20 protein-coding genes and 1 tRNA gene are annotated in these 22,619 nt (G+C 64.2%); 11 read left to right on the forward strand and 10 right to left on the reverse strand.

What is annotated here, in order from left to right:
• Positions 1–16: 16 nt before the first annotated feature.
• The gene (gene arsC / locus ACFOKJ_RS01060) at positions 17–361 is read right to left on the reverse strand and encodes an arsenate reductase (glutaredoxin) (protein ID WP_390276127.1); all 345 of its coding nucleotides are present in this window, start codon (positions 359–361) and stop codon (positions 17–19) included.
• 139 nt (positions 362–500) lie between these two features.
• Here arsC and ACFOKJ_RS01065 point away from each other — a divergent pair, with 139 nt between their 5' ends.
• A complete protein-coding gene (locus ACFOKJ_RS01065; RefSeq protein WP_390276128.1) occupies positions 501–1,724 on the forward strand; it encodes a multidrug effflux MFS transporter in 1,224 nt (407 codons plus the stop codon).
• 12 nt (positions 1,725–1,736) lie between these two features.
• On the opposite strand, the gene ybaK is transcribed toward ACFOKJ_RS01065, so the two are convergent.
• The 4 genes from ybaK to ACFOKJ_RS01085 all read right to left on the reverse strand — a co-directional run bounded on the left by ybaK (position 1,737) and on the right by ACFOKJ_RS01085 (position 4,136).
• Positions 1,737–2,219 (reverse strand): Cys-tRNA(Pro) deacylase, encoded by a 483-nt coding sequence (ybaK, locus tag ACFOKJ_RS01070; RefSeq protein ID WP_390276129.1) that lies wholly within the window; start codon positions 2,217–2,219, stop codon positions 1,737–1,739.
• Between the two features lie 30 nt (positions 2,220–2,249).
• Positions 2,250–2,879: a protein-methionine-sulfoxide reductase heme-binding subunit MsrQ gene (locus tag ACFOKJ_RS01075; RefSeq protein ID WP_390276130.1), complete on the reverse strand. Its 630-nt coding sequence runs from the start codon at positions 2,877–2,879 to the stop codon at positions 2,250–2,252.
• A gap of 1 nt (position 2,880) precedes the next feature.
• On the reverse strand, positions 2,881–3,789 hold the full coding sequence (msrP, locus tag ACFOKJ_RS01080; protein WP_390276131.1) for a protein-methionine-sulfoxide reductase catalytic subunit MsrP: 909 nt from the start codon (positions 3,787–3,789) through the stop codon (positions 2,881–2,883).
• A gap of 77 nt (positions 3,790–3,866) precedes the next feature.
• Positions 3,867–4,136, reverse strand: coding sequence for a protein MIGRI (locus ACFOKJ_RS01085; RefSeq protein WP_390276132.1), 270 nt, complete (start codon positions 4,134–4,136; stop codon positions 3,867–3,869).
• A gap of 78 nt (positions 4,137–4,214) precedes the next feature.
• On the opposite strand from ACFOKJ_RS01085, the gene metX reads away from it, so the two are divergent.
• The 5 genes from metX (at position 4,215) to pbpC (ending at position 15,684) form a co-directional block, all read left to right on the forward strand.
• The gene (gene metX, locus ACFOKJ_RS01090; RefSeq protein ID WP_390276133.1) at positions 4,215–5,357 is read left to right on the forward strand and encodes a homoserine O-succinyltransferase MetX; all 1,143 of its coding nucleotides are present in this window, start codon (positions 4,215–4,217) and stop codon (positions 5,355–5,357) included.
• Complete coding sequence (gene metW / locus ACFOKJ_RS01095; RefSeq protein WP_390276134.1) at positions 5,354–5,950, forward strand: methionine biosynthesis protein MetW; 597 nt, start codon at positions 5,354–5,356, stop codon at positions 5,948–5,950. The genes metX and metW overlap by 4 nt, the downstream gene beginning before the upstream one ends.
• Positions 5,951–6,020: 70 nt before the next feature.
• Positions 6,021–7,697: an AmpG family muropeptide MFS transporter gene (locus tag ACFOKJ_RS01100; protein ID WP_390276135.1), complete on the forward strand. Its 1,677-nt coding sequence runs from the start codon at positions 6,021–6,023 to the stop codon at positions 7,695–7,697.
• Between the two features lie 108 nt (positions 7,698–7,805).
• Positions 7,806–13,490, forward strand: a complete 5,685-nt coding sequence (locus tag ACFOKJ_RS01105) for an alpha-2-macroglobulin family protein (RefSeq protein ID WP_390276136.1) — start codon at positions 7,806–7,808, stop codon at positions 13,488–13,490.
• Complete coding sequence (pbpC, locus tag ACFOKJ_RS01110) at positions 13,459–15,684, forward strand: penicillin-binding protein 1C (protein ID WP_390276137.1); 2,226 nt, start codon at positions 13,459–13,461, stop codon at positions 15,682–15,684. The genes ACFOKJ_RS01105 and pbpC overlap by 32 nt, the downstream gene beginning before the upstream one ends.
• A 46-nt stretch (positions 15,685–15,730) precedes the next feature.
• On the opposite strand, the gene wrbA is transcribed toward pbpC, so the two are convergent.
• Positions 15,731–16,327 (reverse strand): NAD(P)H:quinone oxidoreductase, encoded by a 597-nt coding sequence (gene wrbA, locus ACFOKJ_RS01115; RefSeq protein WP_390276138.1) that lies wholly within the window; start codon positions 16,325–16,327, stop codon positions 15,731–15,733.
• Between the two features lie 55 nt (positions 16,328–16,382).
• Here wrbA and ACFOKJ_RS01120 point away from each other — a divergent pair, with 55 nt between their 5' ends.
• Entirely contained in the window at positions 16,383–17,591 is a 1,209-nt protein-coding gene (locus tag ACFOKJ_RS01120; protein ID WP_390276139.1) for a YihY family inner membrane protein, read from the forward strand.
• On the opposite strand, the gene ACFOKJ_RS01125 is transcribed toward ACFOKJ_RS01120, so the two are convergent.
• The 4 genes from ACFOKJ_RS01125 to ispB all read right to left on the reverse strand — a co-directional run bounded on the left by ACFOKJ_RS01125 (position 17,546) and on the right by ispB (position 19,625).
• Entirely contained in the window at positions 17,546–18,373 is an 828-nt protein-coding gene (locus tag ACFOKJ_RS01125; protein ID WP_390276140.1) for a DUF3025 domain-containing protein, read from the reverse strand. The two genes, ACFOKJ_RS01120 and ACFOKJ_RS01125, sit on opposite strands and share 46 nt — an antisense overlap.
• Positions 18,373–18,510 carry a hypothetical protein gene (locus tag ACFOKJ_RS01130; RefSeq protein ID WP_390276141.1) on the reverse strand — a complete coding sequence of 46 codons (138 nt, stop codon included), beginning with the start codon at positions 18,508–18,510 and terminating at the stop codon, positions 18,373–18,375. The genes ACFOKJ_RS01125 and ACFOKJ_RS01130 overlap by 1 nt, the downstream gene beginning before the upstream one ends.
• Before the next feature lie 56 nt (positions 18,511–18,566).
• Positions 18,567–18,641, reverse strand: a tRNA-Arg gene (locus ACFOKJ_RS01135).
• Between the two features lie 12 nt (positions 18,642–18,653).
• Positions 18,654–19,625, reverse strand: a complete 972-nt coding sequence (ispB, locus tag ACFOKJ_RS01140; protein WP_390276142.1) for an octaprenyl diphosphate synthase — start codon at positions 19,623–19,625, stop codon at positions 18,654–18,656.
• A 195-nt stretch (positions 19,626–19,820) separates the two neighbouring features.
• On the opposite strand from ispB, the gene rplU reads away from it, so the two are divergent.
• The 4 genes from rplU (at position 19,821) to ACFOKJ_RS01160 (ending at position 22,612) form a co-directional block, all read left to right on the forward strand.
• Entirely contained in the window at positions 19,821–20,132 is a 312-nt protein-coding gene (gene rplU / locus ACFOKJ_RS01145; RefSeq protein WP_390276143.1) for a 50S ribosomal protein L21, read from the forward strand.
• Positions 20,133–20,144: 12 nt separating this feature from the next.
• Complete coding sequence (gene rpmA / locus ACFOKJ_RS01150) at positions 20,145–20,420, forward strand: 50S ribosomal protein L27 (protein ID WP_390276144.1); 276 nt, start codon at positions 20,145–20,147, stop codon at positions 20,418–20,420.
• Positions 20,421–20,570: 150 nt separating this feature from the next.
• Positions 20,571–21,749, forward strand: a complete 1,179-nt coding sequence (obgE, locus tag ACFOKJ_RS01155) for a GTPase ObgE (protein WP_390276145.1) — start codon at positions 20,571–20,573, stop codon at positions 21,747–21,749.
• Between the two features lie 161 nt (positions 21,750–21,910).
• A complete protein-coding gene (locus ACFOKJ_RS01160) occupies positions 21,911–22,612 on the forward strand; it encodes a DUF3800 domain-containing protein (protein ID WP_390276146.1) in 702 nt (233 codons plus the stop codon).
• Positions 22,613–22,619: the final 7 nt, after the last annotated feature.

The raw sequence follows: 22,619 nt of genomic DNA on the forward strand, positions 1-22,619 counted from the left end.
CGTTCCCGGCGCTTGCTTATAGCAGCTTGAGCAGGTTTTCCGGCGGCCGACCGATGGCGGCTGCCGTGTCGCTGACGGCAATCGGGCGCTCGATCAGGCGCGGGTGCGCCAGCATGGCGGCGATCAGCGCATCGTCATCAAGGCTGGTGTCTGCCAGGCCCAGGGCTTGATATTCCTCCTCCTTGCTGCGCAGCAGCTCGCGGGCCGGGATGCCCAGCAGGACGAGGATGTGGCGCAGCTCTTCGGCGCTGGGCGGGGTTTTCAGGTACTCGATTACCTGCAATTCGGCACCGCGATCCTGCAGCAGTTGCAAGCCTTCGCGCGATTTGGAGCAGCGGGGGTTATGGTAGTAGCGCAGCATGGTGAGAACCTTTCCGGTGTTGTCTTCGTCATCAAGGACAGTCGACAAGCACGGCGACAAGCGCCTAATGTGCAAAGCGACAAATGCGAAACCGCACAGTGTAGTGTGCGGCCAACCCTTTTAGAAAGTTGTCCCCGACATGGCTGATTCCGCCAACAAGCAGCAGGGCGCTCTGGCCCTGCTGCTGGCCGCCCTGGCAACGCTTGGGCCGTTTTCCATCGATACCTTCCTGCCGGCGATGAGCGATATCGGCCGCGCGCTGGATGCCTCGCCGATCCAGATGCAGCAGGCGCTGTCGGTATACCTGTTCTGCTACGGGCTGATGATGTTGTGGCATGGCGCCATTTCCGATGCGGTTGGCCGCAGGCCGGTGGTGCTGGTGACGTCCTTGCTGTTCGCGCTGGCCTCCATCGGCTGCATGCTGGCGCCCAATCTCGGCACCCTGTTGCTGTTCCGCGCGCTGCAGGGGCTGTGTGGCGGCGCCGGGCTGGTGGTGGGGCGGGCGATCATTCGCGACCGTTTCACCGGCCATGACGCGCAGCGCATGATGTCGCAGGTCACCATGCTGTTCTCGCTGGCGCCGGCGGTGGCGCCGGTGATCGGCGGCTGGCTGTTCGGTGCCTTTGGCTGGCGCTCGATCTTCCTGTTCATGGCGCTGGTGGGGCTGGGCCTGTTCGTGGCCAGCTGGCGCAGCCTGCCGGAAACCCATGGCCCGGCACAGCGCTCACCCCTGCACCTGGGGCAACTGGCGGCCAATTACCTGGAAGTGGCGAAGAAGCATGATTTTCAGCTGCTGGCGCTGGCGGTTACCTTCAATTTTGCCGGCTTCTTTGTCTACATCCCGGCGGCGCCGGTATTCCTGATGCAGCACCTTGGTCTGGGCCACAATGATTTCCTGTGGCTGTTCGGGCCGGCGGTGGGCGGCATCATGCTGGGGGCGTTTGTTTCCGGCAGACTGGCTGGCCGCTTCTCGGCCCGGCAGCAGGTGAACCTGGGCTATGTGCTGATGTTTGCCGCTGCTGCGGCCAACCTGCTGCAGGCCTGGCTGCTCACCCCGGCGGTGCCGTGGGCGGTGCTGCCGCTGGGGCTGTACACCGTGGGCATGTCGATTGCCGCACCGTCCATCACCATCGTGCTGATGGACCAGTTTCCGCACCTGCGCGGCACGGTGTCCTCGGTGCAGGGTTTTGTGCAGACCATGATGTCCACACTGCTGGCCGGTGTGATCGCCCCGCTGGTGTGGGGCAGCGTGCTGGAGATGGCATTGTGGATGGCGCTGTCGGTCACGCTGGGCTTTGTGCTGCGCATGCGCTACCGCCGGCGCATGGATCGCCATTACCAGGCCATCGAGCTGGAGCAGTAGGGTGGCCGCTAATCAGGCCTGCACCTGCACCAGTGTTGGCCGCAGCACGCGCTGCACCTCGGCCGGGCTGATGCCCACCAGGAAGCCGCGCTTGCCGCCGTTGATGTAGATGCGCGGCAGTTCGGCGATGCTGGCTTCCATGTACACCGGCATCACCGCCTTGGTACCGAACGGGCTGGTGCCGCCCACCTGGTAGCCGCTGTGCTTGTCGGCGGTTTTCGGGTCGCAGGGGCTGATTTTCTTGGCGCCGATCTGCTTGGCCAGCATGCCGGTACCCACCTCGCGGTCGCCGTGCATCAGCACGATCAGCGGCTTGTGCTGTTCGTCTTCCATGATCAGCGTTTTCACCACGCAGTGTTCATCCACCCCCAGTTCGCGGGCGGATACCGTGGTGCCGCCACGTTCCTCGTACTTGTACAGGTGCTCGCTGTAATCCACCTTGTGCTCGCGCAGGACACGAACTGCCTGCGTGACCGGTGCTTTTTCCTTGGCCATAGTGTTGTCAGTCGAAAATCAAACCGGCGCTTATTGTACGCGGCGCGGCCAGCGTTGCCACAGCCGCCAGGCCAGCAGCACGGCCAGGATGGCGGCGTAGATTGCCGGCTGGCTGATGTCGCGCTTCACCAGCCACCAGTAGTGCAGCACGCCGCAAATGGCCAGCGGGTAGACCAGCTGGTGCAACCGGCCCCAGTTGCGCTTCAGCCGCCGCATCCAGTTGTCGGTGGAGGTGAATGCAAGCGGCAGCATCAGCAGCATGGCGGCCATGCCGACCGTGATGAACGGGCGCTTCAGGATGTCGTGCCAGATCGCCGGCCAGTCAAAAAACTGGTCCAGCCACAGGTAGCTCAGCAGGTGCAGCACGCCGTAGAAAAACGCGTACAGCCCCAGCATGCGGCGCAGGCGCAGCAGCCAGCCGGGGGCGCCCAGCCAGCGCAGCGGCGAGATGGCCAGCGTGATGAGCAGCAGGCGCAGCGTCCACACGCCCAGCGCGCGGGTGAGGTATTCCACCGGATTCACTGCCGTGCCGCTGAGCACCACGTAGGCAATCTGCGCCAGAGGCAGTAGGCACAGCACGAATACCACGCCCTTGAGCCAGGACAGCTGGCGCGGTGACGGGCGGGCGAAGTTGGCCGCAAGAGTTGTCGCTACGTTCATGTCAGAAATTCTTCACCAGATCCATGCCTCGATACAGCTGGGCGACTTGTGCGCCATAGCCGTTGAACGGCAGCGTCTTGCGCTTCAGGAACTCGCCGATACGGCGCTCGCTGGCCTGGCTCCAGCGCGGGTGATCCACCGCCGGGTTCACGTTGGAGTAGAAACCGTACTCGTTGGGTGCCGCCATGTTCCAGCTGGTGGCCGGCTGTTTTTCCAGCAGGCGGATGCGGCTGATGGCCTTGATGCTCTTGAAGCCGTACTTCCACGGCACCACCAGCCGGATAGGCGCGCCGTTCTGCTTGGGCAGCACGTCACCGTACAGCCCCAGCGCCAGGATGGTGAGCGGGTGCATTGCCTCGTCGATGCGCAGACCCTCGCGGTATGGCCAATCCAGCACCCGCCGCGCCACGCCCGGCATCTCGCCGGGGCGCAGCGCGGTTTCGAATGCCACGTATTTCGCCTTCGAGGTTGGTCGCACCTGCGACAGCAGGCTGGCCAGCGGAAAGCCTATCCACGGAATCACCATGCTCCAGCCTTCCACGCAGCGCAGCCGGTAGATGCGCTCTTCCTGCGGGTATTTCAGCAGCTCCTCGATGCCGAAGCTGCGCGGCTTTTCCACCTCGCCATCCACCACGATGTTCCATGGCCGGGTCTTGAGCCTGCCGGCATACAGCGCCGGCTCGTCCTTGCCGGTACCGAACTCGTAGTAGTTGTTGTAACTGCTGATCTCTTCCCGGCTATTGGCCGTTTCGGTGGTGGAAAACGGGCTCTTGCGTGCCGGTAGCGCCGCCAGGGCGGTGGCAGGCAACAGCAGGCCGGCACTGCCGAGCATGAACTGGCGGCGGTTGAGATAAATGCTCCGGGGGGTGATGTCCGACGGCAGGATGTCGGCAGAGTGGCGTATCAGCATGGTGCATCTCCAGTCTGGTGATGCCGGTGAGTCGGCTGGCGAGGCAGAATCTGACAGCGGGGCAGCAAAAAAATTCGCTACAACCGAATGCCGGCCAGGCTCAGGCCCAGCATCAGCAGCGAGCTGAGCAGCAGGGCAATGGCCAGCGTGCGCACGAATTCGCGCACCGTCTGGCGTTGCTGGCGGTTCAGTAGCCAGCGCAGGATCAGCGCCAGCACGGCCAGCAACAGGAACAGGCGAAACAGGCGGCCAATCATCATGGAACCCGGCAGGAAGGGATGCCGATTATCGATAGCGGGTAGCCAGGTGCGCAAGTCCAGGTTCCCGATATAATCGGGGCTTGCCATGGAGAAGCCTTGCAATGGACGCGCCAGAGTCGCAAAGACCGCGCCGTGCGTCCACCGCCGACTATCAAAGAGACACGCATGCCCAACAACGCATCTTCCGTCGGTATCGTCAGCGCGCAGCGCGCGCTGTTCGAAACACCGCTGGAGCTGGCCAGCGGCGCTACGCTGAGCAGCTACGAGCTGGTGTTTGAAACCTATGGCGCGCTGAACGCCGAGCGCAGCAACGCCATCCTGATCTGCCACGCGCTGTCCGGCCACCACCACGTGGCCGGTCGCTACAGTGCCGACGACAAGGCCGCCGGCTGGTGGGACAACATGGTCGGCCCCGGCAAGCCCATCGATACCAACCGCTTCTTCGTGGTGGGGGTCAACAATCTGGGCGGCTGCCACGGCAGCACCGGCCCTTCCAGCATCGACCCGGCCACAGGCCAGCCATGGGGCTCGCGCTTCCCGGTGATGACAGTGCCGGACTGGGTGACTGCGCAGGCGCGCCTGGCCGACCGGCTGGGTATAGGCCGCTGGGCGGCGGTGATCGGCGGCAGCCTGGGCGGCATGCAGGCGCTGCACTGGAGCATCGCCTACCCGGAGCGCATCGCCCACGCGCTGGTGATCGCCTCGGCGCCCAAGCTGTCGGCGCAGAACATCGCCTTCAACGACGTGGCGCGGCAGGCCATTCTCACCGACCCGGATTTCTGCGGCGGCGACTTCTACGCCGCCGGCACCATCCCGCGCCGCGGCCTGCGCCTGGCGCGCATGCTGGGCCATATCACCTACTTGTCGGATGACGGTATGGGCGAGAAATTCGGCCGCATGCTGCGCTCCGGCGAGTACAAGTTCGGCTACGACGTGGAATTCGAGATCGAGAGCTACCTGCGCTACCAGGGCGACAAGTTCTCCGACTACTTCGACGCCAATACCTATTTGCTGATGACCAAGGCGCTGGATTATTTCGACCCGGCCAAGGACTACGACGGCGACCTGGTGGCGGCGTTGAAAAAGGCCAGCGCCAGCTTCCTGGTGGCCAGCTTTACCAGCGACTGGCGCTTCTCGCCGGAGCGCTCGCGCGAAACGGTGAAGGCGCTGATCGCCGCCGGCAAGCGCGTCAGCTATGGCGAGATCGAGTCGGTGCACGGCCACGATGCCTTCCTGATGACCGACCAACCCTATGTGGACCTGATGTGCGCCTATCTGAACCGCGTGGCCGAGGAGGTGAACGCATGAGCCAACTCACTACCCTGCGCCCCGACCTGCAACTGATTGCCGACTGGATTCCGTCAAACAGCCGCGTGCTGGATCTGGGCTGCGGCGAGGGCGAACTGCTGGCCTGGCTGCAACAGCACAAGCAGGCCAGCTGCTACGGCGTGGATTTCGACGTGAACAACGTGGTGCGTTGCGTGCACGCCGGCGTCAATGCCATCCAGGGCGACCTGGAAGCCGGTCTTGCCGAGTTCGAGGACCAGCGCTTCGACCACGTGGTGCTGTCGCAGACCATCCAGGCCATGCGCCATACCGAGGAAATCCTGCTGGAGATGCTGCGGGTTGGTCGCGAGGCCATCGTCACCTTCCCCAACTTCGGCTACTGGCAGAACCGCTGGCAGATCATGCTCGGCCGCATGCCGGTATCCGACGACATGCCCTACCAGTGGTACAACACCCCCAACATTCACTGGTGTATGCTCGGCGACTTCGACGAACTGTGCGCCAAGAACCGCATTCGCGTGCTGGAACGGGTGGTGATGACCAACGGGCGGCAGGTGAACTTCCTGCCCAATCTGCGCGGCAGCCTGGCGTTCTATCGCGTCAGCCGTGGCTGAGCGTTAGCAGGCAATAACCAGGCGGGCGCTGCGGCGCCCGCTGTATTTTTTGACTTCAAGGGGGCGCGTTATGCGCGATATCCGACAGCTTGGCAGCTGGCGCATGCTGATGATCTGGGTGCTGGGCTTTGCCAGCGGCCTGCCGCTGGCGCTGTCCGGCACCGCCATGCAGGCATGGCTGACGGTGGATGGCATCGATGTGGCCACCATCGGCTTCCTGAGCCTGGTAGGGCTGCCATACACCTTCAAGTTCCTGTGGGCACCGCTGATGGACCGCTTCGAGCCGCCGCTATTGGGGCGGCGCCGTGGCTGGCTGGTGCTTACCCAGCTGGGGCTGGCGGCCACGCTGCTGGCCATGTCGGCGCTGTCGCCGGCGCGCGATGTGCAGGGCTTTGCGCTGCTGGCGGTGCTGCTGTCTTTTCTTTCTGCCTCGCAGGACGTGGTGATCGATGCCTACCGTACCGACGTGGTGACGCCGGAGCAGCGCGGCCTGGCATCGTCGCTGGGGGTGTTCGGCTACCGGCTGGCCATGGTGCTGTCCGGTGGTATCGCCATGGTGTGGGCCGACCCGCTCAGCGGCAGTGGCTGGGACTGGAACGGCATCTACCGCGTCATGGCGTTGATCATGCTGGCGGTCGCCGGCATGTCGCTGCTGTTGCTGCCTTCGGTGCCGAAAGACAATGTGGCGCCGCAGAGCGATGCCCGCAACGATCTGAAGGGCTTCGCCGCGCTGCTGCTGGCGGTGGTGATCGGCTACCAGTTCACCGCCCATATTGCCGCACCGCTGGCGGAGCGCGCGCTGACACCGCTGTTCCCGCCGTTGGCCGCAGCCCCGGCGACGACGGCAGCCAGCCAGCCTGCGGCCAAGCCGGTGCTCCAGCCGGCCAAGCCAGCTGCCGCACCGCTTGTCAGCGCGCAGGCAGCGGCAGGCGTGGCCGACAACCCGAACAAGAAAAAATGGGTGGATCTGCTGTCGCTGCTGCTGGGCATGGCCTTTACCGTGCCGCTGGCGTGGTGGGCGGCGCAGCGGGCCAAATTCGAAACCCTCAATCGCTCGCTGGGTAACTACTTCAGCATGGAGTCCGCCGGGGCCTTCCTGGCGCTGATCATCCTCTACAAGCTGGGCGACGCCTTCGCCGGCGCGCTGACTACCACCTTCCTGCTCAAGGGTATGGGCTTTGCCCAGGCCGAGATCGGCGTGGTCAACAAGGTGATCGGCATCTGGCTGACCATCGTCGGCGCTCTGGCCGGTGGCGCGCTGATGCTGCGGCTGGGCTTGTATCGCGCCCTGCTGGGGTTTGGCGTGCTGCAGTTGCTGTCCAACCTCGGTTTCTGGCTGGTGGCGGTATCCGGCAAGGGCGCCTGGGGCGGCATCGAGCTGCCGGCCTTCGATTGGGTGGTGGTGGCGCTGAAGGAAGCGTCGCAGGTGGACTACCTGCTGCTGTTCGCGGTGGCGGTGGAGAACCTGTCCAGCGGCATGGGCACCGCTGCTTTTGTGGCCTTCCTGATGGCGCTGTGCAACCAGAAATTCACTGCCACCCAGTTCGCCTTGCTATCCGCCTTCGCCGCAGTTGGCCGCGTGTGGGTGGGACCGCTGTCCGGGGTGCTGACCGAGAGCATAGGCTGGCCGGCATTCTTCCTGTTCTCCACCGTGGCGGCACTGCCTGGGCTGGTGATGCTGACGCGGCTGAAGGCGCGGGTGCAGTCGCTGGACGTGCCCAAGGGCGCGGTGGCGCTGGACGACTGAGTGCGGGAACGATAGTTTGGCTTGCTGTCATGACATGGCACCGCATTGAAATGGCATAATCACGGCTCCTCCCTGACTGGGCATGTCCACTGACATGCGTGCCGCGCCATGAAAACGACTGCCTTTCTGCTGACCCTTGCCAGCCTGCTGCTGGCGCCGCTTGCGCAAGCTGCCGGCGTCACCCTGTTCAGTCCGCAAGGCGAGGTCCGTGAGCCGACTCAGGTCAGGCTGAGTTTTGACAGCGCCATGATCCGGCTTGGGGATAGTCAGGCGGCGGCACCGGTGGTGTGGGACTGCCCGCTGCAGGCGCAGGGGCATTGGGTGGATGACAAGAGCTGGGTGCTGGACATCAGTAGGCCACCGCCAGCCAACACCCGCTGTCAGTTCCGTTTGCGCAGCGGGCTGAAAGATCTGCAGGGAGCCGGTTTGCCGGCGGCGAGTTACCGCTTTCACACCGGCCCTGCCAGCATTGTGCGTAGCTGGCCGGATAGCGGCAGCCTGATCGATGAAGATCAGATCTTCGTGCTCAAGCTCAATGCTCGCATCGCCAGCCTGCCCGGACTGTTTTGCCAGTCCTCGGCACTGGCCGAGCGCCTGCCCATGCCGGCGGCCTCGGCGGCGGATCGTGCCGTGGTGCTGAAACATCTGCAGCTGGAAAAAGAGGCTGCCAGTGTGCTGACCGTGCGCTGCGGCCAACGTCTGGCAGCCGATAGCAAGGTGACAGTGACCAACCCGCGCCCGGGCAGCGATGCCGAGCAACTGCAGTTCCGGGTGCGTGAGCCGTTCCGTGCCACGCTCAGTTGCAGCCGGCAGAATGCCCGTGGTGCCTGCATTCCCTTCAAACCCATCACGCTGAGCTTTAGCGCGCCGGTGCCGGCCAAGCTGGCCGCCGCTATCCGGCTGTCTGGCGCGGATGGTGACTACAAGCCGTCGCTGGCTGGCAATCGTGGCGAAGCGGTGGACAGCATCAGCTTCACGCCGCCATTTGCCGCGCAGCAGACCTTGCAACTGAAGCTGCCGGACAATCTGGTGGACGAGGTTGGCCGCACACTGGCCAATGCCGACAAATTCCCGTTGCCGCTACGTACCGCGGATTTTCCGCCGTTGGCCAAGTTCGCCGCGGCGCCGTTCGGCATTATCGAGGCCGCCCCGGATGCCAGCCTGCCTGTGACTCTGCGCAGCGTGGAAGCCGCCTTGCCAGTAAACGCGCTGCAGCTGGGTGGACAGGGTGTCCTGCTGCGTAGCGATGGCGACATCATGCGCTGGCTGGGGAAGGTGCTGCGCTATCACGAAAGCAGCATCAATGTCGGCCAGGGTCGCGAGGTGGAAAGCCGCCGGCTGTCATTGCTGCATGGCGTGCCGCAGGCGAAGCGCCTGGCATTGCCCGCGTCCCCGGACAGCAAGGGGCGCTGGCCGTTCGAGGTGGTGGGCATACCGCTGGCGCAGCGCGGCCTGCACGTGGTGGAAATTGAATCCCGCTTATTGGGCAAGGCCTTGCTGGGCGGCAACAAGCCAATGTATGTGCGTACCGCCGCGCTGGTCACCAACCTGGCAGTGCATTTCAAGCGTTCCCCGGAAAATGCCGCGGTGTGGGTCACCACGCTGGACCGGGCGCAGCCGGTGGCAGGGGCACAAGTGCGCATCTATGACTGTCGTCAGCAGCTGTTGTGGCAGGGGCGCACCGATAAGCAGGGGGTGGCGCGGGTAGCGCAGGAATTGCAGGAGGCCAGCTGTGCGGATGCAGAAAGCCTGGATGGATTGTTTGTCACCGCACGCGTTAATGACGGCAATGGCGTGGAGGATGTCTCCTTCGTGCGCAGCGGCTGGAATCGTGGCATCGAGAGCTGGCGTTTCCCGTTTCCAAACCGTAGCTGGTATGAGCCCGCCATTACCGCGCATAGCGTGTTGGACCGGACCTTGCTGCGTGCCGGTGAAACGGTATCGATGAAGCACCTGCTGCGTCTGCGGAACAGTCAGGGGCTGGCCTTGCTCAAGGCTGGCGAGCTGCCGCAAGTGGCACGGATCAAACACGATGGCAGCGATGACGAGTTCGTGTTGCCGCTGCACTGGCGCAAGGGGCGTTACGCAGAAAGCAGCTTTGCCCTGCCCAAGGAGGCCAAGCTGGGGGAGTACAGCGTTTATCTGGAGCGCAAGGGCACGCGAGAGCGCCGCGACTACAGCCAGCCGGCCTCGCCAGTGCTGGACGGTTACTCGCTGTACAGCGGGAATTTCCGGGTAGAGGAATTCCGTCTGCCGGTGATGAGCGGCCGCATTGGCTACCCGGCTGGCGCCGGCATGCCAGGCAAGCCGCTGCCCCTGAGCGTGACCCTGGCGTGGGGCAATGGCGGTGCGGCGCGGAATTGGCCATTACAGGTCAGCGCCATGTTGCAGGCGCGCTATGAAACGCCACGCGATTATCCTGGCTTCAGTTTCTACCCGGCATGGCGTGGGGAGGAGGGTGACAGCAGCAATCGTCTGGACGGCAAGGTGTTACTGGACAAGGCCGCCCTGCGGCTGGATGAGAATGGCAACGGCAAGCTGCTGGTGGACAAGCTGCCGCGGCTGGATCGCCCTTACTGGCTGCAGACCGAGGCCAGCCTGCAGGACCCGTCCGGCGAAATCCAGACCATCTCGCGCATGATCCCATTGTGGCCGTCGGCGCTGCAGGTGGGGGTGCAGGTGGAAGACTGGGTGTCGGTTGGCCGCAAGCTGGAGGTCAAAAGCGTGGTACTGGATATCCAGGGCCGACCGCAGGCCGGCAAGTTGGTGACTTTGCGCCAGCAGCGCCAGCAGTATTTGTCCAGCCGCAAGCGCCTGGTGGGCGGCTTCTATGCCTGGGAGCACGAACTGCAACGGCAGGAAGCACGCCCGCTGTGTCAGGGGCGTACCGATAGCCAGGGGCTGCTGAGCTGCGAGCTGGAGGCAGACGAAGAAGGCAGCCTGGAAGTGGTTGCCGAAGTGGCCGACGAGCAGGGTAACCGCGTGACGGCCAGCCAGTATGTCTGGATCAGCGGGCAGGACGAAGTCTGGTTCGAGGTTGAGGATAACGACCGTATCGACATCTTGCCGGAGCATCCTAGCTACAACCCCGGGGAAATCGCCCGTTTCCAGGTACGCATGCCGTTCCGCAAGGCTACCGCCTGGGTGGCAATCGAGCGCGAAGGCATTGTGGAGACCCGCGTGCTGGAGCTCAGCGGCAAGCAGCCGGTAATCGAACTGGAGGTCAAGCCGGAGTGGGGGCCGAACGTCTACGTCTCGGTGCTGGCCGTGCGTGGTCGCATCCGCGAGGTGCCGTGGTACTCCTTCTTTACCTGGGGTTGGAAGACCCCACAGGAGTGGTGGGGAGCCTTCTGGAACGATGGTGGCGATTACACGCCGCCGTCCAGCATGGTTGACCTGTCGCGCCCGGCGTTCAAATACGGTGTGGCCGAAATCCGGGTAGGAGATCGCGCGCGCCGGCTACAGGTCACGCTGACGCCGCAGCGCAAGCAATACCACATCCGTGAGCAGGCGCTGGTGCATGTCCAGGTACGCATGCCGGATGGCAAGCCGGCACCGGCTGGCACCGAGCTGGCGTTTGCTGCCGTGGACGATGCCCTGCTGCGGCTCCAGCCCAATGACAGCTGGAAACTGATGGAAGCCATGTACCAGCGCCACAGCTACGATGTGGAAACAGCGACCGCGCAGCTGGAGGTGGTCGGCAAGCGGCATTATGGCCGCAAGGCCCTACCGCCAGGCGGCGGTGGCGGCAAGGCGCCCACCCGCGAGCTGCTGGATACCTTGTTGCTGTGGCAGCCTGCCGTGGTGCTGGATGCCAACGGCGCGGCCAACATCCGCGTGCCGCTGAACGATGCCCTGAGCCGCTTCCGGATGGTGGCGGTGGCGGATGTCGGCAGGGATTACTTTGGCACCGGCGAAGCCGAAATCAACGTGGTGCAGGATGTACAGATCAGCAATGGCCTGCCGCCGCTGGTACGCGAGGGAGACGAATTGGCCGCCACGGTAACCGTACGCAATGGCAGTGAACGTGCCATGACCCTGGATGTCGGTGCCGTCTGGGGGGCAGGCAAGCTGCCGCCGCAGCGCATCAGCCTGCCGGCCGGCGAGGCACGGGAAGTCAGCTGGCCATTCACCGTACCGCAGAATGTCAGCAGCCTTGATTGGCGCATCCAGGCGCAGGAAGTCAACGGCAAGGCCGGGGATGCGCTGCAGTTCCAGCAGCAGGTGGCGCCAGCGGTGGCAAGCACCGTGATGCAGGCCACGCTACTGCGGCTGGATGGCGCGCGCAGCGTGCCGGTAGCCATGCCGCCAGGCAGCCTGCCGGGCAAGGGCGGGGTGCGTGTCAGCGTGCAGAGCCGCTTGGGTAACAGCCTGCCGGCAGTGCAGCGCTGGTTCGAGGATTACCCGTTTGCCTGCCTGGAGCAGCGGACTTCCAAATCTATCGGCATGGATAGTGATGCCCTGTGGAGCCGGACCATGGCAGAGCTGCCGATGTATCTGGATAGCGATGGTCTGGCGGACTACTTCCCCTTGCGCGAGGGGAGTGCTTACAAGGGTAGCGATGTACTGACCAGCTATTTGCTGCAAGTCAGCCACGATGCCGGGCGGAGTATTCCGGAGGGGCCGCGCCAGCGCATGCTGGATGGTCTGGCGGCCTTCGTCGAGGGGCGCATCAAGCGCGAATCCTGGTACTCCCGAGAGGATAAGGATGCACGTCGGCTGTCCGCCATGCTGGCGCTGGCGCGCCATGGCCGCTTTCAGCCGGCGATGCTGGATGTGCTGGTGCTACAGCCGCAGCGCTGGAGCACTGCCATGCAGATCGACTGGCTGGACCTGCTGCAGCGTGAGCCGGCGATTCCGGCGCAAGCGCAGCGCCTGGCGCAGGTTAGCCAGATACTGCGCAGCAAGCTGAGTTACCAGGGTACAAGGCTGGTGTTCAGCAGCGAGGCGGAAGACGGGGCCTGGTGGCTGATGGGCAGCGCCAACCTCAATGCCGCCCGCCTGCTGCTGGTGGCCAGCAGGCTGCCGGACTGGCAGCCAGATGTGCCGCGCTTGTTGACCGGCTTGCTGGCTCGGCAAGAGTACGGCCACTGGGGGACGACGACGGCCAACCTGTGGGGGCTGCTGGCGGTAGGGCAGTTCTCGCGCCAGTTTGAAAACGTCGCGGTAACAGGCAGTAGCCGTGCGGAGCTGGCTGGCAGGCAGCAGCTAGCCTCGCCACAGGACAGCGCCGTGAGCATGCCGCTACTGCCATGGCCAGCAGGGGGGAAAGGTGTGCTGCAGCTGGCGCATCAGGGCAGTGGCGCGCCGTGGGCCACGGTGTCGGTGGAGGCGGCGGTGAAGTTCAGCGGGCAGCGTTATGCCGGCTACCGGGTAAAAAAAACGCTGACCCCGGTGCGGCAGCAGCAGGCCGGCGAGTACCGTGTCGGCGATGTTCTGAAAGTCACGCTGGACATCGATGCCCAGTCCGATATGGGCTGGGTGGTGGTGGACGATCCGATTCCGGGGGGCGCCACCATTCTGGGCAGCGGCCTGGGTAATGACTCCGCCATCGCCGTGGCGCAGGCCGGCGAGCGCGACGACAGCTGGCCGGCATTTGTCGAGCGCCGCCATGCCGGCTACCGTGCCTACTATCGCTACTTGTGGCGTGGCAGCTCGCGGGTGGAGTACACCGTGCGCCTGAATACGGCTGGCTTGTTCCAGCTGCCAGCCACCCGGGTGGAGGCGATGTATGCTCCGGGGGTGTTCGGGTTGCTGGCCAATGCGCCGTTCCGGGTGCAGCGTGCGCAGTAAGGGCTATGCGCTAGCGTGGCTGCTGGCGTGGAGCGTGCTGCCGGCATGGGCTGCGCCACGCTTTGCCGAGGTGAAGGCGGCGTGGCGGCCATCGGCTGTCTTGCTGCTGGACCGCCACGGGGCGCCACTGCAGCAGTTGCGGGTAGACAAGCGGGCGTTGCGTCTTGACTGGGTGCGCCTGGAAGACACCTCGCCGGCACTGCGTTATGCCCTGCTGCTGTCGGAAGACCGCCGCTTTTATGAGCACAGCGGCGTGGATTGGTCTGGCGTTGCCGCCGCAGCCTGGGGCAATTTGTGGCACAGCCGCACTCGCGGCGCTTCCACCCTGACCATGCAGCTGGCTGGCCTGTTGGACCAGGATTTGCGCGCCAGCGCCAGTGGCCGCAGCCTGTGGCAGAAGCTGGGGCAGGGCTGGTCGGCCCGGGCGCTGGAGCAGGAGTGGCGCAAGGACGAGATACTGGAGGCCTATCTCAACCTGGTGAGCTTCCGTGGGGAACAGGTTGGCTTGGCCGCGGTGTCGCAGAGTCTGTTCGGCAAATTGCCCGCCGGGCTGAACCGGGTGGAGTCGGCCATTATCGTGGCGCTCTTGCGCGGGCCGAATGCCAGTGCCGAGCGCGTGGCAGCCCGTGCCTGCGGCATCCTGCAAACCATGGATAGCGAGGCGGCGCGCAAGCATTTGCCGCGATCGTCAGAAGCCGAGCGGCAACGGCAATGCGCGCGCGCCGCCATCCTGACACAGCAGGCGCTGCACGCGCGGGCGCCTGCCTCCCTATGGCAGTGGCAACTGGCGCCGCATTTTGGCTACAAGCTGCAGCAGCAGCTGCACCTGCCGGCAGGTATCCGCATCGCCACCACGCTGGATGCTGGCCTACAGCGCTACGCCGCAGCAGTATTGCAGCGGCACTTGCGTGCGCTGGCGCAGCGCAATGTCCAGGATGGCGCAGTGGTGGTGCTGGACAATGTCAGCGGCGATATCCTGGCCTGGGTAGGTTCCAGCGGCGGCCTGTCCGCTGCGGCCAACGTGGATGGCGTGACGGCGTTGCGCCAGGCCGGTTCCACGCTCAAGCCGTTTCTCTATCAGCTGGCGCTGGAACGGCGCTATCTCACTGCCGCTTCGCTGCTGGACGACAGCCCGCTGGACCTGCAGACCGCAGCCGGCCTGTATGCCCCGCGCAATTACGCGCGGGACTTCAAGGGGCCGGTTTCGGTGCGCACAGCCCTGGCCTCTTCCCTGAATGTGCCGGCGGTACGGACCATTACCATGGTCGGGCCGGATGCATTGCGCGACCGCTTGTTTGCGCTAGGCCTGCGCTCGCTAGTAAATGATGGTGATTACTACGGCTACAGCCTGGCGCTGGGGGCGGCGGATATCCGCCTCATTGACCTGGCCAATGCCTACCGCACGCTGGCGCGCGGCGGCATGTTCAGCCCCCCGCGCTGGACACTGACCGCAGCAAAGCCCACCGGCCGGCAACTGTTGGCCGCAGATAGCAGTTTCATCATTGCCGACATCCTGTCCGACCGCACCGCGCGTGCGCGTACATTCGGTCTGGAAAGCGTGCTGTCCACCCGCTACTGGAGTGCGGTGAAAACCGGCACCAGCAAGGATATGCGCGACAACTGGACCGTCGGCTTCTCCCGCCAGTACACCGTGGCTGTGTGGGTGGGCAATGCCAATGGGGAACCGATGTGGGATGTGTCCGGCATGCATGGCGCGGCGCCGGTGTGGCAAAGTGTGCTGGATTATCTGCAGCGCGGACAGCCATCACGGCCGCCATTGGCCCCGGCTGGCGTGCGCCGGCAGCTGGTGCGTTACCAGGGTGATATCGAAGCCACGCGGCAGGAGTATTTCCTGGCCGGTACTGAACGCGCGTTGATCATGCCGCAACTGCCTGGCGGGCAGGAGACGCCCGGCATCGTATCGCCGTTGACCGGCAGCATCTACGCGGTGGATCCGGATATCCCGCCAGCCAACCAGCGTTTGCTGCTGCGTGCGCGCGGCGTTAGCGGGGCGCAGTGGTGGCTGGATGGCCGTCGCATTGCCCGTGGTAACAGTGCCCCATGGTTCCCGTGGCCGGGGCGGCACCAGCTGGAGCTGCGTGACGGCGGTGGCAAGTTGGTGGAGCGGGTCAGTTTCGAGGTGCGGGGCGCGGTGGCGAAACCGGGCTCGCCGCGTCCGGCCAGCCCGCGCTAGCCGGAACAACCATGGAAGCGGACATGCCTCGCTCCGGCCTCTCGTATTAGCTGCCTGCGGCCAACTTTTTCGCCGCCTCGGCCAGGCGTTTGCCCTGGGCGATGGCCAGTTTCTTTTCGTCTTCGCTGATCGGTGCATGCTGGCTGCCGGCCACGTGGCTGGGGCCATAGGGTGTGCCACCTGTCGTGGTGTGGCTGACTGCCGGCTCGGTGAACGGCAGGCCCATGAGCAGCATGCCGTGGTGCAGCAGCGGAATCATCATCGACAGCAGGGTGGACTCCTGGCCGCCGTGCTGGGTGCTGCTGCTGGTGAACACGCAGGCCGGCTTGCCGGCCAGGGTGCCCTGCATCCATTCCGGCGCGGTGCCGTCCAGAAAGTATTTCATGGCGGCGGCCATATTGCCGAAGCGGGTAGGGCTGCCCAGTGCCAGGCCGATGCATTCGGCCAGATCCTGCTTTTCCACGTAGGGCGCGCCGCTGTCCGGCACCGCCGGCGCGGTGGCCTCGCATACGGTGGATACCTTGGGCACGGTGCGCAGGCGGGCGCGGCAGCCTGCCACACTGTCGATGCCACGGGCGATCAGCCTCGCCAGTTCGCGGGTGGCGCCGTGCTGGCTGTAATAGAGCACCAGAATATCCTGCATGACCAGTCCTATCGGTTAACATTGGCAACCCGCATTTTACCGGCTTGCCATTACCGTGTCCTTTTCCCTCTCCGCCTTGTTCGGCTTTGCCGATTTCATCCGCCAGCGCCTGGCGCAGCAACGCGTGTTGCAGGTGGCGGGCAGCCTGACTTTCACCACCCTGCTGGCGCTGGTGCCGTTGTTTACCATCGCGCTGACGGTGATGTCGGCGTTTCCGGTGTTTTCGGACTACAGCACCCGCTTCAAGGTAATGCTGCTGTCCACGCTGGTGCCGGAGTTCGCCGGCAAGGTGATTACCGTCTACATGCGCCAGTTTGCCGACAATGCCGAGCGCCTCACCGCTGCCGGCATCGTGATGCTGGGGGTAACCTCGCTGATGCTGATGGCCACCATCGAGCGCACTTTCAACAGCATCTGGGGCGTGCGCCGCGCCCGGCCGTGGCTGCAGCAGAGCATGGTGTACTGGACGGTGCTGACGCTGGGGCCGCTGGTGCTGGGCGGGGGGCTGCTGGGCTGGCGGCTGCTGTTCAAGCTCACCCATATCGAGCGGGTGTCGCCGTTGCTGGACGAAGCCCTGCAGGCCTCCGGCAGCATCGCGCTGACCATGCTGGTGCTGGCGCTGCTGTTCCGTATCGTGCCCAACCGTTATGTGCCGCTGAAACACGCCATGCTCGGCGGGCTGGTGACGGCCATGCTGCTGGAAGGCACCAAGCTGGTGTTCGGTTTCTATATCGGCGAGGTGGCCAACTACCAGCTGGTGTATGGCGCCTTCGCCAGCTTGCCCATCCTGCTGCTGTGGCTGTTCTGCCTGTGGCTGGTGGTGCTGATGGGCGCGGTGCTCACCGCCTCGTTCTCCTACTGGGAGGGCCTGGCCTGGCGCCGCCGCCACGAGCCGCGTCGCCGCTTTCTGGATGCGGTGGAAGCACTGGTGATGCTGGACCGCGCGCAGGATGACGGCCGCGCATTGCGGCCGGAGGAACTGCGCCGCGAAGTGAAGGTGGGCTACGACGAGCTGGGCAGCGTGCTCGACAAGCTGGCGCTGGCCGGCTACGTGCAGAAAGGCGGCAACGATGGCTGGGTGCTGCTCAAGCGCGCCGACAATATCCCGCTGGCCGACGTGTTCCGGCTGTTTGTCTACCGTCCGGAAAGCAGCGTTGGCGACGATGATATCGCCGCCGGGGTGGAGCAGCTGCTGCGGCCAACCATGGCCGAGCTGGCTCAGGTCAGCGTGGCGGAGTTCGCCCGCCGGGTGGGGCGGAAGTAGTCGGCATTGGCGTAGAAGGCGGCATCCTGCTGCGGCCACCAGCCGGGGATGCCCAGCAACGGTAGCGGCAGCAGCTCGCGCGGGCGGGCGAGCCAGCCGTCATCGGCCAGCAGCACCGCCAGGCGGGCATCCACTGCCTGCTGGCGCTGCCAGTAATCCAGAGCAAAGAAATGCTCGTCCACCGGCAGCAGCAGCGCCTTGCCGCACCAGCCGATGTGCATTGCCAGCCCCTGCTCGAACAGCGCATGCCCCAGCACATGGCTGTCGATGCGTTGCCCCCAGTCCGCGGCGCGGCTGACAAACAATGCCTGCCAGTCCATGGCGCGCAGCGTGTCGGCCAGCGCGTTATCACTCACCGGGATAATCACCCCGCACTCATCCAGCAGCGTGGCGGCATCGCGGAACGGCCCGCGGCCAACCTCGCCGCGCTCGATGGCGCGCACATGGCGCGCGTTCAGCGCCAGCTTGCTCTGTGGCCACGACAACCAGCTCAGCGCGCCAAACCAGTCATGCCAGTTCTGCGTGCGGGTGGGGACTTCGCCGCTGCTGCCGATGTGCATCTCGTAGTACAGCTCGGGCTCCAGGTCGCAGGCAAAGCGCAGCCCGGGCGGCAAGGGTTGGCCGCATGCGCGGGCATGCGCCAGCAGCGCATCGAACTCGGCCTGCCCCGGCCAGCCGGCAAACTGCACGGCCTCGCGCCACGGCGCCAGGCTGCGATACAGCGGGTGCGATGGCCAGCTGGCAAATACGGAGGGCAGGCAGCCCTGGGCAACCATGCGCATTATTGGGCCTGGCTGCTGGCCTGCTGCTGCGCTGGTGCGCCAGCCTGCGGCTTGGCGGTGAAGTGGTTGATCGCGGTGGCCAGCACCACGCCCAGCACGGCGAGGATGGCGAGGCGTTGCAGCAGGTTCAGTTTCATGGGGCTTCCGACAGTAAAAACGCCGCCGGATGAGCCGGGCGGCGTGAGCGTTGGGTTGGCGTCCCCAGCAGGAATCGAACCTGCAACTAGCCCTTAGGAGGGGCTTGTTATATCCATTTAACTATGGAGACGAAACCAGAAAATCAGGCGTTGCGCGCTACCGACAGGGTGGCGATTTCCACTAGCGCCTGCTTGTATTCGCCTTCCGGCAGCGGTGCCAGTGCGGCTACCGCGGCGGCGGCGGCCTTTTCGGCCTCGCTGCGGGCGTAGTCCAGCGCGCCGCAGGATTGTACCGCAGACAGCACTTCGTCGAAACGGTCGCGGCTGGCGGCTTCCAGCGATTCGCGCACCACGGCGGCAGCGTCTGTCGGGCCCTGGCGCATGGTGTAGATCAGTGGCAGCGTCGGCTTGCCCTCGGCCAGGTCGTCGCCCAGGCTCTTGCCGATGGTTGCGGCATCACCGCTGTAGTCCAGCACGTCGTCAATGATCTGGAACGCGGTGCCCAGGTGCATGCCGTAGTCGGAAAGCGCCTGTTCCTGCTCCGGCGTGGCGCCGGCGATGATGGCGCCCACGCGGGTGGCGGCCTCGAACAGCTTGGCGGTCTTGTACTGGATCACCTGCAGGTACTGCTCTTCGGTCACGTCCACGTTACCGATGTTCAGCAGCTGCAGCACCTCGCCTTCGGCGATGATGTTGGTGGCGGTGGCCATCACTTCCAGGATGCGCATGCTGCCGCTCTCCACCATCATCTGGAAGGCGCGGGTGTACAGGAAGTCGCCCACCAGTACGCTGGCGGCATTGCCGAACATGGCATTGGCAGTCTGGCGGCCGCGGCGCATGTCGGATTCATCCACCACGTCGTCGTGCAGCAGGGTGGCGGTATGGATGAACTCGATCATTGCGGCCAGGCTATGCAGATGCGGGCCCTGGTAGTGCAGCGCGCGGCCGGCCATCAGGGTCAGCACCGGGCGCAACCGCTTGCCGCCGGCAGAAATGATGTATTCGGCCACCTGGCGAATCAGCACCACATCGGAATAGAGGCGGGTACGAATGGCCTGATCGACAGCTTGCATGTCGTCGGCAATCAGGGTTCTGAACAGCGGAGTGTTGGACATCGCGGCCGGTTTCTTCGCAAAGGGTTGGGCTGGAAAATCGCGCGATGTTAGCAGAGATGGGGCCTTTCCCGCCACGGTTGGCCGCAATCCGGTGCCTGTGGCAAGCAAAAAGTTGACGACATTCAGAGACTTGCGTATAGTCGCGTGTTCCTTGCGCACATGGCGTACAGGAACGAACATTTAGGAGCTATACGAATGTATGCGGTCGTAAAAACTGGCGGCAAACAGTACAAAGTTGCCGTTGGCGAAAAACTCAAAGTAGAACAGATACCTGCAGACGTCGACAGCCAAATCGTACTGGAAGAAGTGCTGATGGTGGTTGAAGGTGATCAGGTTACCGTTGGTACCCCGGTTGTGGCCGGTGCCAAGATCCAGGCTACCGTTGTGTCGCACGGTCGTGGCGAGAAGGTACGCATCTTCAAGATGCGTCGCCGTAAGCACTACCAGAAGCGTCAAGGTCACCGTCAGAACTACACCGAAATCCGCATCGACGCGATTTCCAAGTAAGGATAAACAGACATGGCACACAAGAAAGCAGGCGGTAGCTCCCGCAACGGCCGTGACTCCGAAGCCAAACGCCTGGGCGTAAAAGCCTACGGTGGCGAGCTGATTCCGGCAGGTTCCATCATCGTTCGTCAGCGCGGCACCAAGTTCCACGCTGGTGAAAATGTTGGCATGGGCAAAGACCACACCCTGTTCGCCAAGGTGGACGGCTACGTTGAATTCGTTGTTAAAGGCGCATTCAACCGCAAGACCGTTACCGTGGTACCGTACACCGGTGTAGACGCTGAGTAATCTCGCGTTCCCGTCAAAAAGCCCTATCCTGCGATAGGGCTTTTTTGTTTCCCCGCACAAGAGGCGTGAGGCGCAAGCGGCTGCGGCCAAGGTGGCAGCCGGGCTGGGCGGCTGTTTGCGCCTGACTCCTCGAACTGGAGGTAGTAACACATGAAATTCATCGACGAAGCCCGCATCGAAGTGCGCGGCGGCAAGGGCGGCAATGGCTGCGCCAGCTTCCGCCGCGAAAAATTCGTGCCGCGTGGCGGCCCGGACGGTGGTGACGGCGGTCGTGGCGGCAGCGTGATCGCCATTGCCGACGAAAACATCAACACTCTGGTGGAATACCGCTTCGTGAAGAAGTACCTGGGTGGCAACGGCGAGAACGGCCGTGGTGCCGATTGCTACGGCAAGGGCTCGGAGGACATCTACCTGCGCATGCCGGTAGGCACCCAGATCATCGACATCGACAGCGACGAAGTGCTGGCCGACCTCACCTTCAACGGTCAGGAAGTGATCCTGGCCAAGGGTGGCCGTGGCGGCATGGGCAACATCCACTTCAAGAGCTCGGTGAACCGCGCGCCGCGCCAGTTCACCCGTGGCGAGGAAGGCGAGATCCGCAACCTGCGCCTGGAGCTGAAAGTGCTGGCTGACGTGGGTCTCTTGGGCATGCCGAACGCCGGCAAGTCCACCTTCATCCGCGCGGTATCCGCCGCCAAGCCGAAAGTGGCCGATTACCCGTTCACCACCCTGCATCCCAACCTGGGTGTGGTGCGCATGGATGACACCTCCAGCTTCGTGATCGCCGATATTCCCGGCCTGATCGAAGGCGCGGCGGAAGGCGCCGGCCTCGGCCACCGCTTCCTCAAGCACCTGCAGCGTACCGGTATCCTGCTGCACCTGGTGGACCTGGCGCCGTTCGACCCGGATACCGACCCGGTGCAGGAAGCACGCGCCATCGTCGAAGAGCTGAAGAAGTACGACGAAGAGCTGCACAACAAGCCGCGCTGGCTGGTGCTGAACAAGGTGGACATGCTGGACGAGTCCGAGCGCGAAGAGAAGGTGAAAGCGTTCCTGGACGCCTACGAATGGCCGCAAGCCAAGCCGGACGACCGCTTCGGCTTCGACATGAACGCCCCGCGCTACTTCGTGATCTCCGGCCTGACCGGCGAAGGCACCCGCGACCTGGTATTCGCCATGAACGAATACATCAAGGTGCTGCGCGAAGCCGCCCGCAAGGCGCGCCAGGAGGCGGAAGAAGCCGAGCGCGCGCTCAAGCTGGCCAAGGCCGCCGCCGCGGTGATCCAGCCGGTTGCTGCCGGCGACGATGCCGCTCCGGCCGCCGAGTAAGCTACCTTTGGGGTTGTCGGCTACGCCCCAAACGCCTACACTTGGGGCCTAAGTCGGGATGCGCTGACCTGTTTGCAGTGCGTTGAAGATTGATCTTCACCTGGCTTACCCATTCGAACGGGCTGCAGATTGCAGCCCGTTTTCACGTCTGGAGGCTAGGTATGCACCTCTTCTACATTGATGAATCGGGTTCGGTTGCCGATCCGAATCAACAGTATTTTGTGCTTGCCGGTGTCGCCGTGTTTGAACGGAAAACACACTGGGTTGAGCAGCCGCTGAACAGCATTGCCGCTCGCTTCAATCCGCAAGATCCCTGGTCCATCGAGCTGCACGGCTCGCCGATGCGTTCCGGCCGTGAAGGCTGGAAGGCCTTTGCCCTGGCAGATCGACTGGCTGCCATGGATGATGTGCTCAAGGATGGTGTGCTGGCGCATTACCCCAAGGGGCTCACCTTGTTTGGTGCGGTGATCAAGAAGAGTAGTGTCGCAGGGCAGGACCCGGTCGAACTGGCATTCGAGCAACTTTCCAATCGCTTCGATCTGTTTCTGAAACGCTTGCATCACAAGCATAACGATACCCAGCGCGGCATCATGCTGTTGGATAAGTCTTCGACTGAGCAGCGCATCCAGCAACTGGCTCGCGAGTTCAAATATGTTGGCGGCCAGTGGGGGCAGACCAAGAACTATGCAGAAGTGCCGGTATTTCTGGACTCCAAGGCCACGCGCCTGATACAGCTGGCGGACATGGTGGCGTTTGCCCTGTTCCGGCATTTTGAACATAACGATTCACGCTGGTTTTCATTGATTCAGCAGTGTTTTGATAGCGAGGGCGGTGTGCAACATGGTTTGTATATCAAGCAATAGCCTGCGG

It is taken from the genome of Vogesella amnigena (genome assembly GCF_042648905.1).
In the GTDB taxonomy this organism is placed as follows: Bacteria; Pseudomonadota; Gammaproteobacteria; order Burkholderiales; family Chromobacteriaceae; genus Vogesella; species Vogesella amnigena.